This window comes from Pantoea sp. AS-PWVM4 (assembly GCF_000468095.1).
Classification (GTDB): Bacteria; Pseudomonadota; Gammaproteobacteria; order Enterobacterales; family Enterobacteriaceae; genus Pantoea; species Pantoea phytobeneficialis.
Genome location: NZ_ASZC01000014.1, coordinates 134,874 through 152,184, shown reverse-complemented (window position 1 = coordinate 152,184; position 17,311 = coordinate 134,874). Strand labels below are relative to the sequence as shown.

Genomic DNA, 17,311 nt, shown 5'->3' with positions numbered 1-17,311 from the left:
GCACCTGCTCTCAGGCAAAACCGTACCGCCAAACGAAAGGGTTTGGGCAGCGTGTGGATGCGGTGAGATTCAGGAAGGGCGCTATGGTACTGGATGGCAGGGCATTCGTCACCTGTCAAAAAAGCCCCAACTGCCCGGTAATCAGTGTAGCAAAATCATCGCCGACGAAGGGTAAAATGCCTTCCGCCACGGGCTGCAACTGCTTCGTCACATAGTGATCATAGTCGAGCGGCGTATGGCGCGCTTCCAGAGGCTCCGGGCCTGCGGTGGCGATGACATAGCGAATGGTGCCGCCGTTCTGATACTGCAACGGCCGCCCCAGTTTGCGGTTGACCTCATCCGCCAGGCGCGCGGCGCGAACATGCGGCGGCACGTTGCGTTCATAATCTTTGAGCGGGCGGCGCAGGCGCTTTTTATAGACCAGCTGATCATCAAGTTCGCCTGCCAGCAATTGCGCCACGGTATCCCGGATATAATCCTGCCAGGGTTCACCGCGAAAGATGCGGCCATACAAGGTTTGCTGGAACTGTTGCGCCAGGGGTGTCCAGTCGGTGCGTACCGATTCCAGCCCTTTGAACACCAGCCGTTCGCTGCCGTCGGTGCGAATCAGACCAGCATAGCGCTTTTTACTGCCCTGTTCCGCACCGCGAATGGTAGGCATTAAGAAACGACTGAAATGGTTTTCGTACTCCAGCTCCAGCGCACTGCTCAGGCCATAGGTTTGCTGCAAATGTGCCTGCCACCAGCCATTGACGTGTTCGGCCAACTGACGACCAATTACCGCCGCCTGTTCTTCGCTGTGCGCCCCCTTCAACCAGACAAACGTTGAATCGGTGTCGCCGTAAATCACGTCATAGCCTTGGGCTTCAATCAGTTCACGCGTTTGCTGCATGATAGCGTGCCCGCGTAGGGTGATGGAGGACGCAAGGCGGGGATCGAAAAAGCGACAGGCGCTGGTGCCCAGCACGCCGTAAAAAGCGTTCATGATAATTTTCAGCGCCTGCGACAGCGGTTTGTTGTGGTCGAGTTTTGCCCGCTCACGTCCCTGCCAGATCTGCTCAACGATCGCGGGCAGGCAGTGGGTGGCACGGGAAAAACGTGCGCCGCGAAAACCGGGTACCGAGTCGGCATCAGCAGGATGCGCCAGCCCTTCCACCAGTCCCACCGGATCAATCAGGAAAGTACGGATAATTGATGGATAGAGGCTTTTGTAATCCAGCACCAGCACCGAATCGTACAGGCCAGGACGCGAATCCATCACGTAACCACCGGGGCTGGCTTCCGGCGTTACTTCGCCGAGATTAGGCGCAACAAACCCGGCGCGATGCATACGTGGAATGTAGAGATGGCCAAATGCCGCCACTGAACCGCCGTGGCGATCGACCGCCAGCCCATTCACCGTAGCGCGTTCCAGCAGGAACGGCATGATGGCGGTATGATGGAAAATGCGCGTCACCAGTTCACAATCTTTCAGGTTATAGCGCGCCAGCGCCGGTTTATCGTTGGTGAAGCGCCAGTTGATCTCTTCCATGCGTTGCCACGGATTATCGATGGCTTTGCCTTCACCCAGTAACGCCTGCGAAACAGCCTCCAGACTGAAGGAGGGGAAATCCCAGAAGGCGGATTTTAACGCCTCGATGCCGTCAATAATCAGGCGGCCGGTGGCCTGCGCAAAAAAGACGCCGGGTTTAAAACCATGCTCGCGCCACTCCAGCGGCTGTTGTTGGCGTCCCAAACGTAGCGGAATGCCATAACGATCGGCGTGTTTTTGCAACACGCGCAGGTCGAATTGCACCAGGTTCCAGCCGATAATGACATCAGGTTCATGGCGGGCGAACCAGGCATTAAGTTGCTCCAGCAGTTGCGGGCGGCTATCAACGTAAATCAGTTCGAAATCAAGCGGGCTGGCATCGCCGTTGGGCGGGCCGAGCATATACACCTGACGCTGGCCACAACCTTCCAGCCCGATGCAGTAGAGCTCGCCATGTTCGGTGGTTTCGATGTCCAGCGACACCCATTTAAGTTCTGGGCGATAGTCGGGATGGGGTTTAAGGCGCGCATTAACTACGCTGTCACCGCGCGTGTCGCCACTGAACCACACCGGCGCGGTGATAAAGCGTTCCATCAGATAGCGCTCCGGCGGGCGGATATCCGCTTCATACACCGGGATGCCATTGTCCCGCAGGCGTTTTTCCAGATTTTGCAGTTGGCGATAGCTGCGACAATAGAGACCGAACACCGGACGGCGACGGAAATCTCTTAATTTCAGGGACTGAATGCGCGTGTGGCGCTCGTCGCGGATTAGCGTTTCGACCTGCGATTGAAATTCGGTGGGAATAAACGCCACCGACTCCTGAGCGGGCAACACTAAGCGCTGCGCGCCGCTGTCGGTAGCCAGCCACAGCACCACTTCGCTGCCAGTGGGGGTGTCTCGCCAGTGTCGGGTAAGCAGAAAACCTGCGCGTGGATCGGTCACGGGAACTCCGGGTGTGATAACCCGTTTAGTGTATCATGGATGTTTATACAGTGTCTTTGGTTTGCTTAAATTGTCAGCGCTTTGTCAACATTGGTGTACAAATCTTGCCTTGACGCTGCGCGGTTGGCTCTGGACAATCCAGCCTTCATATTCCGCAGAGGATATTTATGGAAGCCTGGGTACAACATCTTTTTACGCAATCTCTGGAATGGGCATTGTTTGCTGTCGCGCTGGTGACGTTTCTTGAGTCGCTGGCCTTCGTAGGATTGCTGCTGCCGGGCACGGTGTTGATGGCAAGTCTGGGCGCGCTGGTCGGCAGCGGCCAGATTGGTCTCTATCCGGCCTGGGCTGCCGGGCTGGTCGGTTGCCTGATTGGCGACTGGGTTTCCTATGGCATTGGCTGGAGATTCCAGGGGCCGCTGCATCGCTGGAAATATTTACAGAAGTATCGTGGTTTGCTGGATAAGACCGAGCATGCGCTGCATCAGCACAGCATGTTTACCATTCTGGTTGGGCGCTTTGTCGGCCCGACGCGTCCATTGATTCCGCTGGCGGCTGGGATGCTGGAGTTACCGGTGCGCAAATTCCTGCCACCGAACATTATTGGCTGCATCCTCTGGCCACCGCTGTATCTGATGCCCGGTATCCTCGCCGGGGTGGCGATTGATGTGCCGCAGGCCGCACAAGGCAGCCACTTTACCTGGCTGCTGGCGCTGGTGGCGTTGCTGGTATGGCTGGGGTTCTGGCTGTGCTGGCGTTGGTGGCGCAGTGGCAAAAATATCGACTGGGCAACGGCGTATCTACCGGCGGCGCGTTTACGCTGGCTGGCACCGTTGGCCGCAGTGGTCGGCGTGGCAGCGTTTATTGCTATCCAGTTCCACCCAATGATGCCGGTGTTCCGTCATCTGCTGTGGAAGGTGTTCTTCGCTTAACGTTGTGCCACGCCGAGGATGGCGGCGGCGGGGGTTCTGCCATTGAGCAGGTCTTCCGTGCTGCCATCCCAGTAAATCCGCCCATCAACCACCACCAGACTGCGCGACGCGATTTGCCGCGCATCTTCCAGACTATGCGACACCATCAGCAGCGTGATGTTACGCGCGACGCAGACGCTATGCACCAGTTGCAGCATCTCCTGACGCAACGCCGGATCGAGTGCAGAAAAAGGTTCATCCAACAATAGAATCGGCTGATTGCGTAGCAGACAGCGCGCCAGCGCCACGCGTTGGCGTTGCCCGCCGGAGAGCTGTCCCGGCAGGCGCTGTAGCATCTCCTGAAGCCCGGTCTGCCCGGCGATCTCAAGCACCTGCTGTTTCTGGTCAGCGGTAAGTTTTAAGCCCGGATGCAGCCCCAGTCCCAGATTCTGCTGCACCGTCAGGTGCGGAAACAGGTTGTTCTCCTGGAATAACATCGACACCGGGCGCGCGGCGGGGACGCTGGCGGTATGATCTTCGCTGTTCAACCATAAACTGCCGCTGCTGACCGGCAAAAAGCCGCCAATCAGGCTAAGCAGGGTACTTTTCCCGGCTCCGCTCGGACCCATGATCGCCAGCCGTTCGCCGGCTTGTGCACTAAACTGGAAGCGCATCGGCAGATGCTGGTACATCCAGGTGAGGTTATTCAGTGTCAGCATGACGACCTGGCAATTTTTCCATCAGGGTAAACAGGAGCAGGCACATCAGCAGCAACAGCAACGCGGTGACCGCGCCGTCCTCGCCGCGATAGGCGCCAATTTGCTGGAACAGATAGAATGGCAACGTGCGGAAATCCGCGCTGCCAAACAACGCCACCACGCCAAAATCGCCAATCGACAACACGCAGGCAAAGGCCAGCGCCTGGGCAATCGGACGTTTCAGTGCGCGCAGTTCAAGCAGGCGCAGGCGGTTCAACCCCTGCATACCCAGCGAGGCGCATAACAGATTGTAACGCGCGCTGAGATCGCGCATCGGGTTCTCCAGCACTTTCATGGCATAGGGGATGGCGATCAGTGCGTTCGTGAAGATCACCAGCCCGTCGGGGGATTGCGGCAGGCCAACGGTGGCGTTGAACAGCAGGAAAAAACCGCTCGCCAATACGATGCCTGGCATTGCCAGAATCAACATGCCGCTCAGTTCCATTGCTTGCGCCGGGATAGCGTGATGACGCAGGCGCAGTTCACGGCTGCTCCATAACAGCATCAGGGTAAGAATGACGCACAACACGCCTGCTCCGATGGCAATGCGTAATGAGGTAAAGGTGGCCTGCCACAAGGCCGGTTGTTGAATCGCCCCGGCGACGCCGCCACGCAGGCCATCAGTCACTACCGCCAGCAAAGGCGGGAGCAACAACAACAAGGCTAAACCGATCAATAAGCCATCGCTGAGGCGCGCGCGCCAGCTATCCTGGGGATCGCGCCAGCCGCGTATCTGCTGACTTCCGCTCGGAATAGCTTGGCTGAAGCGCTGGCTCAGCAACACCAGCAGCAGGCAGCAGCCCAGTTGCAGTAGCGCCAGCAGGGCCGCGCGCCCGGGATCGTAGTCAAAACTCAGCGCCTGATAAATCGCCAGTTCCAGCGTGGTGGCCTGCGGGCCGCCGCCCAGCGCCAGCACGGTGGCAAAACTGGCAAAGCACAGCATAAAAATCAGCGCGGCGGTCGGCAAAATCTGCCGCCGCAGCCACGGCCATTCGAGTAAGCGGAACAGGTTCCAACTGCGCAGGCCGAGCTGCGCCGCCAGCTGACGTTGCTCGCCCGGGATGCTTTCCAGCGACTGCAACAGCATGCGCGTGGCCAGCGGCAGATTGAAGAACACATGTGCCAGCAGAATGCCCTGCAACCCATAGGGTGAGAAGTGATAATCGATACCTACCAGGCTGCACAGCTGGGCCAGCCAGCCGCTGCGACCATAGACGCTCAGCAGGCCGAATATTGCCACCAGCACCGGTAGCACCAGCGTCATGGCGCACAGGCGTAACAGCAGGTTACGTCCGGGAAAACGTCGACGGTACAGGGCGCGCGCCAGCGGGATCGCGGGGATGACTGAGAACAGCGCCGACAGTAACGCCTGCCAGAAGGAGAAAGCCAGTACGTGATGCAGATAGTCATCGGTGAGCAGGGCGCGCCAGTCACCGATGGGGGCTGACATCAACAGCGCGCCAAACGCCAGCAGCGCCACCGCGCATAACAATAGCGCGGTGAAACTGCCGGGCAGCAGCCAGCCGGGAATTAACGGCTGACGGCGCGTTGCCATGCACTTATCCAGTCTTTGCTATGGTCGGCAACCTCAGTCGGGCTATATTGCAGCGCCGTTTGCGGTACGTTTAGCGTCTGATAACCGGCAGGCAACTCGCTTTTAATCACCGGATACATCCAGTTGCCGGTCGGGATGGTCTGCTGGAAGGCCGGGGATACCATAAACTGCATAAATTGCTGCGCCAGTTTTGGTTGTTTGCTGCTGGCGAGCTGCGCTGCCACTTCAACCTGCATGTAGTGGCCTTCGCTGAACGGCGCTGCCGCGTAGTTTTCTTTCTTCTCTTCAATGATGTGATAAGCCGGGGAGGTGGTGTAACTCAGCACCAGGTCGCCTTCGCCTTTCAGGAACAGGCCATAGGCTTCGCTCCAGCCTTTGGTGACGGTGACGGTTTTTTGCGCCAGTTTTTGCCAGGCATCTGGGGCCTTGTCGCCATACACCTTTTGCATCCACAGCAGCAGACCGAGGCCCGGTGTGCTGGTACGTGGATCTTCATAGATCACGCGCCATTTTTCAGGACTTTCTACCAACTCTTTCAGGCTTTTGGGCGGGTTCTTCAGTTTGTTTTTGTCATAGACAAAGGCGAAGTAGCCATAGTCGAACGGGATAAAGGTGTCGTTGTGCCAGCCATCTGGCAGTTGGAGTGCGCCGGTATCCACCTGGCTTTTGGCAAACAGGCCGGTTTTTTCTGCCGCCTGCACCAGATTGTTATCGAGGCCCAGCACGATATCCGCTTTGCTGTTTTTGCCTTCCATACGGACACGATTGAGCAGCGACACGCCATCTTCCAGCGCGACATATTTCAGCTCACAGCCGCACTGGGCTTCAAAGGCTTTTTTTACTGCCGGACCGGGTCCCCAATCGGCAGAGAATGAATCGTAGGTGTAGACGGTCAGTACCGGTTTGGCAGCCAGCGCCGGGGCAGAAATCAGCAGCAGCACGGGCAGAACTTTTTTAAACACTTTGCGCTCCTTGAGGAGAAGATAAGGTTGAGTCGCAAAGGATCTGAGCAGCGAGGCATCTCAAATCCCTACGCCGGTATTAACCGGATCAGGTTCGACGGGTCTCTCTCAGCCCCTGTAATGCAGGGCACCCCGTTGAGAACGGCTCATTCTAGTCATTTCCGGCTCAGGGCGAAAGGTTCACAGCTCCGGCGGGGCAAACCAGGCGGATTTAAAGTCAAACCAGCCAAGAGTATTCATGCGCACACCACGCATACTGCGCTGGCCTTCCAGCAGCAACCAGTGATGAAACAGCGGATGCAGGTAGTCACTGTCCACCAGTTGCTTGCTCCATTCCGCCAGCGGTAGCGTTTTTTCGCGCCAGCGTTCAGCCGCGCTTTGCCAGTCTATCGGGATGCATTGCTGCATCAGCGGCAGCTCATACAATTGGGCGAACAGCGAGTAATCCAGCGGCAGGGTGAAGTTGACACTGCCGAGCCAGATATCGCTTTCGCCTTCACCGTTAAACCATGCTTCGTAACTCAGTTCACGGGTGATTAACTCTACGCCCTGCTGCGCCAGCAGTGGCCGCAGCGAATTGGCGATCCCTTCATGCTCAACATGATGGCTGTACCAGCTGATGGTCAGTTGGGTGAGATGCTGTGGTTTGTTGACTGGGGTTAAGTCGCGGCGGTGGTGCCAGCGAGGAATCAAGCCATAGGCCGGGAACCAGTAGCGTTGATAACCTACCCCGGCGTTGTTCAGCAGGGCGATAGGGTTAAACAGATAGCTGACCCAGCGGCGGAAATGGGCATCGCGTCCCTGCTCTGAACGTTGGTCATACAGTAGAAAATAGCAACCCTCTTCCAGGCGGCTCTCCTCCGATTTTTCATCCGCGGTTTCGCCCTGCAACTTCACTCCGGCATACACCAGTTCGTCGCTGATTTCCGGCAATACCCAGATTGAGACATCATCAATCAACGCGCGGTAGCCGAAGTAGTCATCAAAAGCGGCAATTTTAAGTTGGCTTTGCTGGTTGCGCACCACGCTGTAGGGGCCTGTGCCAATCGGCTGACGGGCGAAATCGCGTACCGTTTGCCACTCGCGCGGCAAGATCATCGCGCTGACGCTGCCAAGCAACCACGGTAGCCAGTTATCGGGTTGAGTCAGTTGAATATCCAGCGTCCAGGGGGCAGGGGAGTGAAGTTTGGTGATATGGGAGAACAGCGGTTGGGTACGCAGACGATCCAACGAGCTGATGACATCCTCCATCTCCAGTTCACGACCGTGATGAAAACGAATCGCGGGTCGCAGGAAAAAGCGCCAGTGCAGCAGCGATGTTTGTTGCCAGTGATGGGCAATATCGGGTTCAATTTCCCCCTTTTCCTCATTTATCCGTGTCAGACCACTGAAGATTTGCCGCGCTAAATGGGTTTCGGAGCGACGCAACGGGGAACCGGGTAGCAGGTTGGGAAGCGGGCGATAATACAGGACGCGCAGAATATGCTTACCCTGGCGGAAGCTACGGCCGAGGTGAGAAGCAATCATTTGGCGTACCTGATTTTTGTCGCCTACCAATTGCACCAGTTGTTCGATGCGATCCTGCTCCAGCAAATCTTCGGCGCGCTGCTGCTGCAATGCCAGCCCGGTATAACAAAAACTCAGCGTTGAACGTTTACCCCGTCCGGCTTCCGCCTGCCAGATTAACCAACCCGCATCCTGCATGGCATTCAACAGGTTGCGCATATGACGTCGCGAGCAGTGCAGCAATTCCGCCAGTTCGCTCAGGGTGGTTTCCTGATCCTGGCCCTGGCAGCTTTGCCACAGGCGGATAAATTGCTGTTGTAGACGTGAAGAGGACATAAAAGGGGAACTCCGCCGCGTAATCGCTCAGTTTTTCTTGCCCTATATTAGAGGCATAGTAGACCCCAATGGAAGAGCGGGAGGCATTCAGTCATGAATGGCGCTCTGCCAGCGGTTCTGCCGACGTAGAACCTTTTCTGAGTAGGGTGCAATTTCACCGCCAGCAGTGTGTTCTCTGCTGGCTTTTTTCGTCTTGCTGTGGAATCTTCTACCCTCATTTTTTTCCCCGATTGAATCCGCAAAGGGATTTCTGCATGAAATCGCTGTTAACGCGTAAGCCGTTCCTCAACCCGGTTTATCTGGCTTTTATGGCCGTCTCCTTTATGGTTGGCGTGGCCGGTGCTTTGCAGGCACCGACGCTGAGCCTGTTCCTGACGCGTGAAGTGCAGGTCAGGCCGTTCTGGGTTGGGTTGTTCTTTACCGTCAACGCGATTGCCGGGATTGTCATCAGCCTGCTGGTGGCGAAACGTTCCGACAACCACGGCGATCGCCGCCACCTGATTATGTTTTGTTGCCTGATGGCGGTGTGTAATTCGCTGTTGTTTGCCTTTACCCGTCATTATCTGACGTTGATTACGTTGGGCGTGCTGCTGTCGGCATTGGCCAGCGTGGCAGTGCCGCAAATTTTTGCGTTGGCGCGTGAGTATGCTGACCGTTCCGCCCGCGAAGTGGTGATGTTCAGTTCGGTCATGCGTGCGCAGTTGTCGCTGGCGTGGGTGATCGGCCCGCCGTTATCGTTCGCGCTGGCATTGAACTATGGCTTTGTGACGCTGTTTTGCGTGGCGGCGGTGATCTTTTTGTTAAGCCTGCTGCTGATCTGGCGCACCCTGCCGTCGGTGCCGCGTGTGATCGTGTCTCCCGAGCAGGTGTTGACACAACTGAGTCCGTGGAAAGACAGCCAGGTGCGTCTGCTGTTTATCGCCTCGGTGATAATGTGGACCTGCAACGTGATGTATATCATTGATATGCCGCTCTATATCAGCTCCACGCTCGGTTTGCCGGAAAAGCTGGCTGGCCTGTTGATGGGAACGGCGGCCGGGCTGGAGATCCCGATTATGTTGCTGGCCGGGCATTATGCGCGTCGCTTCGGTAAACGTCGGCTGGTGCAGGTGGCGCTGGTGGCCGCAATGGTGTTTTATCTCGGGCTGGGTCTGTTCCAGTCACGTACCGCGCTGATGGTGTTGCAGCTGTTCAATGCTGCGTTTATCGGGATTGTTGCCGGAATCGGTATGTTGTGGTTCCAGGACCTGATGCCGGGACGTGCTGGCGCGGCTACCACTATGTTTACCACCTCGATCTCTACCGGAATGATTGTGGCGGGTTTGATTCAGGGGGCGCTGAGTGAACAGTTCGGCCATGAGTCGGTGTACTGGCTGGCGCTAGGGTTAGCAGTGCTGGCGTTGGGGCTGACTTCACGGGTGCGGGATGTGTAACTGCGCGCAATAAATCGTGCCGCTACGGCTGTAGCGGCACGATTAATCGCGCTATTTTAACGTAAAAACGCGGGCTGATTCGTCTCGTAGTCGGCGATGGACGCTTCGTGTTGCAGCGTCAGGCCAATGCTGTCGAGCCCGTTAATCATGCAGTGGCGACGGAAGCTGTCGATCTCGAAGCTATAGGTTTTGTCGCCAGCAGTCACGGTCTGGGCTTCCAGATCCACGATAAAGCTGATGCCTGGATGGCTTGCGACCAGCTTAAACATCTCATCAACTTCTTCATCGCTTAACTTCACCGGCAGCAACTGGTTGTTGAAGCTGTTACCGTAGAAGATATCCGCAAAGCTGGGTGCAATCACCACCTGGAAACCGAAATCGGTCAGTGCCCAGGGTGCGTGCTCACGCGAGGAGCCACAGCCAAAGTTTTCACGCGCCAGCAAAATGCTGGTGCCTTTGTATTCCGGCTTGTTCAGCACGAAGCTGGCGGTCGGTACGGTGCCTGCATCATCATCAAAACGCCAGTCGTGGAACAGGTGCGCACCAAAGCCGGTGCGAGTTACCTTTTGCAGGAACTGCTTAGGAATGATGGCATCGGTATCAACATTCGCGGCATCCAGCGGGGCTACGATTCCGCTGTGCTGAGTAAATTTCTTCGCCATGGCTTAAGCTCCCTGAGTCAGTTCACGAATATCGGCAAAACGGCCCGTCACCGCCGCCGCAGCGGCCATCGCCGGGCTGACCAGGTGGGTACGTCCACCACGGCCCTGACGACCTTCAAAGTTACGGTTACTGGTGGAAGCACAGCGCTCACCCGGATTCAGACGGTCATTGTTCATCGCCAGACACATGGAGCAACCAGGCAGACGCCATTCAAAACCGGCTTCGAGGAAAATCTTGTCCAGACCTTCCGCTTCCGCTTGTGCTTTTACCGGACCAGAACCCGGTACCACCATCGCAACCACACCAGGCGCTACATGGCGGCCTTTGGCGATCGCGGCGGCAGCACGCAGGTCTTCGATACGTGAGTTGGTGCAGGAACCGATAAACACTTTATCGATCGCCACGTCGGTCAGTTTGATACCCGGTTGCAGATCCATGTAGGCCAGCGCTTTTTCGGCAGAGGCGCGCTCAACCGGATCGGCGAATGAGGCCGGGTTCGGGATTGCCTGGTCAACTGCCATCACCTGGCCTGGGTTGGTGCCCCAGGTCACCTGCGGGGCGATATCGGCGGCGTTCAGCGTCACCACAGTATCGAATTTCGCATCGCTGTCGGATTTCAGGGTGCGCCAGTAGGCAACAGCCTGTTCCCACTGCTCGCCCTTCGGTGCGAATTGTTTGTCTTTCAGATAATTAAAGGTGGTGTCATCCGGCGCGACCAGGCCCGCTTTGGCACCCATTTCAATTGCCATGTTGCACAACGTCATACGGCCTTCCATGGTCAGCGCTTCAATCGCCGGGCCACAGAACTCCACCACATGACCGGTACCGCCGGCGCTGCCGGTTTTACCGATGATCGCCAGCACGATATCTTTCGCGGTGATGCCCGGTGCGGCTTCACCCAGCACTTCAATCTTCATGGTCTTGGCACGGCCCTGTTTCAGGGTCTGGGTGGCAAACACATGCTCCACTTCAGAGGTGCCGATACCGAACGCCAGTGAACCAAAAGCACCGTGAGTAGCGGTGTGGGAATCACCACAGACGATGGTCATACCCGGCAGGGTCATACCCTGTTCCGGGCCGATGACGTGGACGATGCCCTGGAATGGGTGGTTCAGGTCATACAACTGGATACCGAATTCAGCGCAGTTCTTGATCAGTTCCTGCATCTGAATACGTGCCATCTCGCCCGACGCATTGATGTCTTTGGTCTGGGTGGAGACGTTATGGTCCATGGTAGCGAAGGTCTTCGACGGCTGACGGACTTTGCGACCGTGAGCGCGCAGGCCATCAAAGGCCTGCGGTGACGTGACTTCATGGATCAAATGACGATCGATGTACAGTAACGGGGTTTCGTTCGGTGCTTCGTGGACGACATGTGCATCAAATAACTTCTGGTATAAGCTTTTCATTTTTTTATTTTTCCTCGGTGATGAAGCGGGCAATGATGCTGCCCATTTCATCGGTGCTCACGGACTGACCGTCTCCGGCCAAATCACGGGTGCGATGACCCGCTTCCAGCGCACGGTTGATCGCGCGCTCAATGCTGTCGGCAGCCTCAGTGGCGTTCAGGCTATAGCGCAGCAGCAGGGACAACGAGAGGATCTGAGCTACCGGGTTGGCAATATTCTGACCCGCGATATCTGGGGCTGAACCACCCGCTGGCTCGTACAGGCCGAAACCTTCTTCGTTCAGGCTGGCTGACGGCAGCATGCCCATTGAACCGGTAATCATCGCGCATTCATCAGAGAGAATGTCGCCAAACAGGTTTGAACACAGCAGTACGTCGAACTGTGATGGATCTTTAATCAGCTGCATGGTGGCGTTGTCGATGTACATATGGCTCAGTTGCACATCCGGGTAATCTTTCGCCACTTCGTTGACGATCTCACGCCACATCACAGAAGTCTGCAACACGTTGGCTTTATCGATTGAGGTCACTTTGTTGCGGCGTTTGCGCGCAGATTCAAACGCAATGCGGGCAATACGTTCGATCTCAAAACGGTGATACACCTCGGTGTCGAATGCGCGTTCGTGTGGGCCGCTGCCTTCACGGCCTTTCGGTTGACCAAAGTAGATACCGCCAGTCAGCTCGCGTACGCACAGGATATCGAATCCACGCGCGGCGATGTCGCTGCGCAACGGGCAGAAGGCTTCCAGACCTTTATACAGCGCTGCCGGACGCAGGTTGCTGAACAGTTTGAAGTGTTTACGCAGTGGCAGCAGTGCGCCACGCTCCGGTTGCTGTGCGGGCGGCAGGTGTTCCCACTTCGGGCCACCTACGGAACCAAACAGAATGGCATCGGCCTGCTCGGCACCGGCAACAGAGGCAGGTGGCAGCGGTTCGCCGTGACGATCGATGGCGATACCGCCAACATCATATTCGCTGGTGGTGATACGCATGTCGAAACGCGCACGAATCGCGTCCAGAACTTTCATGGCCTGCGCCATCACTTCCGGGCCGATTCCGTCGCCCGGCATTACCGCGATATGAAAAGACTTAGTCATAGTTACACCGTTTCCTTTTGCTCTTTAAATTTGCGCTGCAATTCTTTTTCCACCTGTTTGGCACGCCAGATATTGTTCAGGGCGTTGACCATCGCTTTGGCGGAGGATTCGACGATATCGGTCGCCAGGCCCACGCCGTGGAATTTGCGACCGTTGTAGTTGACCACGATATCAACCTGACCCAGGGCGTTCTCGCCGTGGCCTTTGGCGGTCAGTTTGTAGTTCACCAGCTCCGCTTCAAAGCCGGTGATACGGTTAATCGCCTGATAGACGGCGTCAACCGGACCGTTACCGGTGGCGGCGTCAGATTTGATCTCTTCACCACAGCCCAGTTGGACAGATGCAGTGGCGGTCACGCTGGAGCCGGTCTGCACGTTGAATTCTTTCAGCTGGAAATGTTCCGGTTCTTCATTCTGTTTGTTGATGAAGGCCAGCGCTTCCAGATCGTAATCGAACACCTGACCTTTCTTATCCGCCAACTTCAGGAAGGCGTCGTACAGGGTATCCAGGTTGTAGTCGGTCTCTTTGTAGCCCATCTCTTCCATACGGTGTTTCACCGCGGCACGGCCTGAACGTGAGGTCAGGTTGAGCTGGATTTTATGCAGACCGATCGATTCCGGCGTCAGGATTTCGTAGTTTTCGCGGTTTTTCAGTACGCCATCCTGGTGGATGCCGGACGAGTGGGCGAAGGCATTCGAGCCGACCACCGCTTTGTTGGCCGGGATCGGCATGTTGCAGATCTGGCTGACGGTCTGGCTGGTGCGGTAGATTTCCTGATGTTTGATATTGGTGTGCACGTTCATGATCTGCTGGCGGGTTTTGATCGCCATGATCACCTCTTCCAGTGCACAGTTACCGGCACGTTCGCCCAAGCCGTTCAGCGTTCCCTCAACCTGACGTGCACCGGCCATCACCGCTGCAATTGCGTTGCCGGTGGCCATGCCCAGGTCATCGTGGGTATGCACAGACAGAATCGCTTTATCAATATTCGGCACGCGATTGATCAGCTGGCTGATGATGTTGGCGTATTCGTGCGGCAGGGTGTAACCCACGGTGTCCGGGATGTTAATGGTGGTGGCGCCAGCATTAATCGCGGCTTCCACCATGCGGCACAGGTCATCAATCGGTGTACGGCCACCGTCTTCGCAGGAGAATTCCACGTCGTTGGTGTAGTTACGCGCACGCTTGATCATATGCACCGCACGCTCAATCACCTCAGGCAGCGTACTGCGCAACTTAGTGGCGATATGCATCGGCGAGGTGGCGATAAAGGTATGGATACGGAACGCTTCTGCAACTCGCAGAGATTCGTAAGCGGCGTCGATATCTTTCTCAACGCAACGTGCCAGGCCACAGACGCGGCTGTTCTTAATGGTGCGCGCAATGGTCTGTACAGATTCAAAGTCGCCCGGAGAAGAGACCGGGAAACCGACTTCCATTACGTCTACGCCCATACGTTCCAGCGCCAGGGCAATCTGCAATTTTTCTTTAACACTCAGGCTGGCCTGTAACGCCTGCTCGCCATCGCGCAGAGTGGTATCGAAAATAATAACTTGCTGGCTCATCGTAATCTTCCTTATGCATTAACTTCGCCGGTGCTACGAGCATAAAAAAACCCGCGCATTGGCGCGGGTTTTCTTAAACTTTCTGCAGGTTCGAATCAGTTGTTGATTCCGCCCACGAGTCTACCGCGCAATGGGGATGCGATTAGTAGTAGACCAAGTAGACGGAAAGAACGGGACATGGATCAAACCTCGTAAATTGAGTGCTGCACATATTGATACTGAGAAAGGCCGCTGATGTCAACCATAAGTGAAAGGTTATTTTTCAAGGTACTCAAGGTGGATCTGCTGGGATTATTCGCTTGTTCAGAGGAAAAACAAATATTAACGCGTCGCTGGCGATTTTGATCACTTGCAAAAATGTTTTAAAAATGAATATTTATTTTAACTTGTTGATTTTAATTTGTTTTATCGGGTTTATTTGCCTGGTGGTAAAACAATGGCGCAGCGGTTGTTTAGACGAATCTCACGTCAGATAAGGATTTTAAAGATAATCACGCCAGGAATTAATTGCCGGGTAAGATTGTGGGCTGGAATGTTGCAAAATATGCATCGTGTATTTCTTATAACTCGCTGTAAATAATTACCGAACCAGCATTATCATCTGCTGTTCTGTGCTGGGATTAGTTTAATCCTCGCGGGCAATTATCACGCCTTAGTGCCTTTGAGGTGGAAAGAAGCGGGGCTGAGAGGGATGGGCGTTTGCCTGCCGGGTTTTCTGCGGTTATGGTAATCGACCTACTCTCAAAAGAATGAACTCAAGTAGATTCCCTGTACCTGGAAGGCGGAAATGAATTCCGTCTTCTGAGCATAAACATAAGGTTTTGATCTTAATTGGCGAATCCGGGGCAGGATGTCACTGACGCGGCTGGAAAGCGAACGTCCGTGGATTCCGTCCCTCAAGCCTGGAGGCAGAAAATGGAGATGTTGTCAGGAGCCGAAATGGTCGTCCGTTCGTTAATCGATCAGGGCGTTAAGCAGGTATTCGGTTATCCGGGCGGAGCGGTGCTCGATATTTACGACGCTCTGCAAACGGTCGGCGGTATCGACCACGTATTAGTTCGCCACGAACAAGGCGCGGTGCACATGGCTGACGGCCTGGCGCGTGCTACCGGCGAAGTGGGTGTCGTGCTGGTGACTTCCGGTCCTGGCGCCACCAATGCCATTACCGGCATCGCCACTGCCTATATGGACTCGATCCCGATGGTGGTTCTGTCGGGTCAGGTGCCGTCGTCACTGATCGGCTATGACGCCTTCCAGGAGTGCGACATGGTGGGGATTTCCCGCCCGGTGGTGAAGCACAGCTTCCTGGTCAAAAGCACCGAAGAGATCCCAACCGTTATCAAAAAAGCGTTCTGGCTGGCAAAAAGTGGCCGCCCGGGCCCGGTGGTGATTGACCTGCCGAAAGATATCCTGAACCCGGCGAATAAGCTGCCTTATGTCTGGCCAGAGTCGGTCAGCATGCGTTCTTATAACCCAACTATTCAGGGTCATAAGGGGCAGATTAAGCGCGCGCTGCAAACCCTGCTGGCGGCCCATAAGCCAGTGATGTATGTCGGTGGCGGTGCTATTACCTCGGGTTGCGAAGCCGAATTGCTGCAACTGGCGGAAAAGCTCAACATCCCGGTGACGACCTCACTGATGGGGCTGGGTGCTTTCCCTGGAACGCATCGTCAGTGCGTGGGTATGCTGGGTATGCACGGTACTTATGAAGCCAACATGACCATGCATAACGCTGACCTGATTTTCGGTATCGGCGTGCGTTTTGATGACCGTACCACCAACAATCTGGCGAAGTATTGCCCGAATGCCACGGTGATGCATATCGACGTTGACCCAACCTCGATTTCCAAGACCGTTGCCGCAGACATTCCGATCGTCGGTGATGCGAAACAGACGCTGACCCAGATGCTGGAACTGCTGGCGCAGACCGAGGTGAAGCAGGAGCTCGACAGCCTGCGCGACTGGTGGCAGACCATTGATGGCTGGCGTGGTCGCAAATGCCTCGAATTTGATCGCACCAGCGATAAAATCAAACCGCAGGCAGTGATCGAAACCATCTGGCGTTTGACCAAAGGCGATGCTTACGTCACCTCGGACGTGGGCCAGCACCAGATGTTCGCAGCGCTGTATTATCAGTTCGACAAACCCCGTCGCTGGATCAACTCCGGTGGTTTGGGCACCATGGGCTTTGGCCTGCCTGCGGCGTTGGGTGTGAAGATGGCGCTGCCGGAAGAAACCGTAATCTGTGTCACCGGTGACGGCAGTATCCAGATGAACATTCAGGAACTGTCGACCGCGCTGCAATATGATTTGCCGGTGCTGGTACTGAACCTCAACAACCGCTTCCTCGGCATGGTGAAGCAGTGGCAGGACATGATCTACTCTGGCCGCCATTCACAATCTTACATGGAGTCCCTGCCGGACTTCGTACGCCTGGCGGAAGCCTATGGTCACGTTGGAATCGCGATTCAGCATCCGGCCGAGTTGGAAGAGAAGCTGACCCAGGCATTGGAAACCCTGGCGAAAGGGCGACTGGTGTTTGTAGATGTGACGGTTGATGGCAGCGAGCACGTTTACCCGATGCAGATTCGTGGTGGCGGTATGGACGAGATGTGGTTGAGCAAAACGGAGAGGACATAAT

At 56.0% G+C, this 17,311-nt stretch carries 12 protein-coding genes and 1 riboswitch; of the genes, 3 read left to right on the top strand and 9 right to left on the bottom strand.

Translation table 11 applies throughout. The annotated features are described in order from the left end of the window. Window positions 1-115 precede the first annotated feature (115 nt). A complete protein-coding gene (gene polB / locus L579_RS13385) occupies window positions 116-2,476 on the bottom strand; it encodes a DNA polymerase II (protein ID WP_021184762.1) in 2,361 nt (786 codons plus the stop codon). A 167-nt stretch (window positions 2,477-2,643) separates the two neighbouring features. On the opposite strand from polB, the gene L579_RS13380 reads away from it, so the two are divergent. Next, a complete protein-coding gene (locus L579_RS13380) occupies window positions 2,644-3,408 on the top strand; it encodes a DedA family protein (protein WP_021184761.1) in 765 nt (254 codons plus the stop codon). Here L579_RS13380 and thiQ read toward each other — a convergent pair. From thiQ to sgrR, 4 genes are all read right to left on the bottom strand, one after another. Beyond that, window positions 3,405-4,106, bottom strand: coding sequence for a thiamine ABC transporter ATP-binding protein ThiQ (gene thiQ, locus L579_RS13375; RefSeq protein WP_021184760.1), 702 nt, complete (start codon window positions 4,104-4,106; stop codon window positions 3,405-3,407). The two genes, L579_RS13380 and thiQ, sit on opposite strands and share 4 nt — an antisense overlap. After that, window positions 4,090-5,700 (bottom strand): thiamine/thiamine pyrophosphate ABC transporter permease ThiP, encoded by a 1,611-nt coding sequence (gene thiP / locus L579_RS13370; protein ID WP_021184759.1) that lies wholly within the window; start codon window positions 5,698-5,700, stop codon window positions 4,090-4,092. The genes thiQ and thiP overlap by 17 nt, the downstream gene beginning before the upstream one ends. Further along, window positions 5,676-6,662, bottom strand: coding sequence for a thiamine ABC transporter substrate binding subunit (gene thiB / locus L579_RS13365; RefSeq protein WP_021184758.1), 987 nt, complete (start codon window positions 6,660-6,662; stop codon window positions 5,676-5,678). The genes thiP and thiB overlap by 25 nt, the downstream gene beginning before the upstream one ends. Before the next feature lie 47 nt (window positions 6,663-6,709). After that, window positions 6,710-6,807: riboswitch (TPP riboswitch) on the bottom strand. Window positions 6,808-6,842: 35 nt separating this feature from the next. Beyond that, complete coding sequence (gene sgrR / locus L579_RS13360) at window positions 6,843-8,504, bottom strand: HTH-type transcriptional regulator SgrR (RefSeq protein WP_021184757.1); 1,662 nt, start codon at window positions 8,502-8,504, stop codon at window positions 6,843-6,845. Window positions 8,505-8,758: 254 nt separating this feature from the next. Between sgrR and L579_RS13355 the strand changes: the two genes are divergently transcribed. Then, the gene (locus tag L579_RS13355) at window positions 8,759-9,937 is read left to right on the top strand and encodes an MFS transporter (RefSeq protein ID WP_021184756.1); all 1,179 of its coding nucleotides are present in this window, start codon (window positions 8,759-8,761) and stop codon (window positions 9,935-9,937) included. Window positions 9,938-9,993: 56 nt separating this feature from the next. Here L579_RS13355 and leuD read toward each other — a convergent pair whose 3' ends face one another. The 4 genes from leuD to leuA are packed head-to-tail and all read right to left on the bottom strand — an operon-like array spanning window position 9,994 to window position 14,670. Then, a complete protein-coding gene (gene leuD, locus L579_RS13350) occupies window positions 9,994-10,599 on the bottom strand; it encodes a 3-isopropylmalate dehydratase small subunit (RefSeq protein WP_021184755.1) in 606 nt (201 codons plus the stop codon). A 3-nt stretch (window positions 10,600-10,602) separates the two neighbouring features. Then, complete coding sequence (gene leuC / locus L579_RS13345; RefSeq protein WP_021184754.1) at window positions 10,603-12,009, bottom strand: 3-isopropylmalate dehydratase large subunit; 1,407 nt, start codon at window positions 12,007-12,009, stop codon at window positions 10,603-10,605. Between the two features lie 4 nt (window positions 12,010-12,013). Continuing rightward, window positions 12,014-13,105 carry a 3-isopropylmalate dehydrogenase gene (leuB, locus tag L579_RS13340; RefSeq protein ID WP_021184753.1) on the bottom strand — a complete coding sequence of 364 codons (1,092 nt, stop codon included), beginning with the start codon at window positions 13,103-13,105 and terminating at the stop codon, window positions 12,014-12,016. Between the two features lie 2 nt (window positions 13,106-13,107). Next, window positions 13,108-14,670 carry a 2-isopropylmalate synthase gene (gene leuA, locus L579_RS13335; protein ID WP_021184752.1) on the bottom strand — a complete coding sequence of 521 codons (1,563 nt, stop codon included), beginning with the start codon at window positions 14,668-14,670 and terminating at the stop codon, window positions 13,108-13,110. Between the two features lie 915 nt (window positions 14,671-15,585). Here leuA and ilvI point away from each other — a divergent pair. Further along, window positions 15,586-17,310 (top strand): acetolactate synthase 3 large subunit, encoded by a 1,725-nt coding sequence (ilvI, locus tag L579_RS13330; protein WP_021184750.1) that lies wholly within the window; start codon window positions 15,586-15,588, stop codon window positions 17,308-17,310. Window position 17,311: the final 1 nt, after the last annotated feature.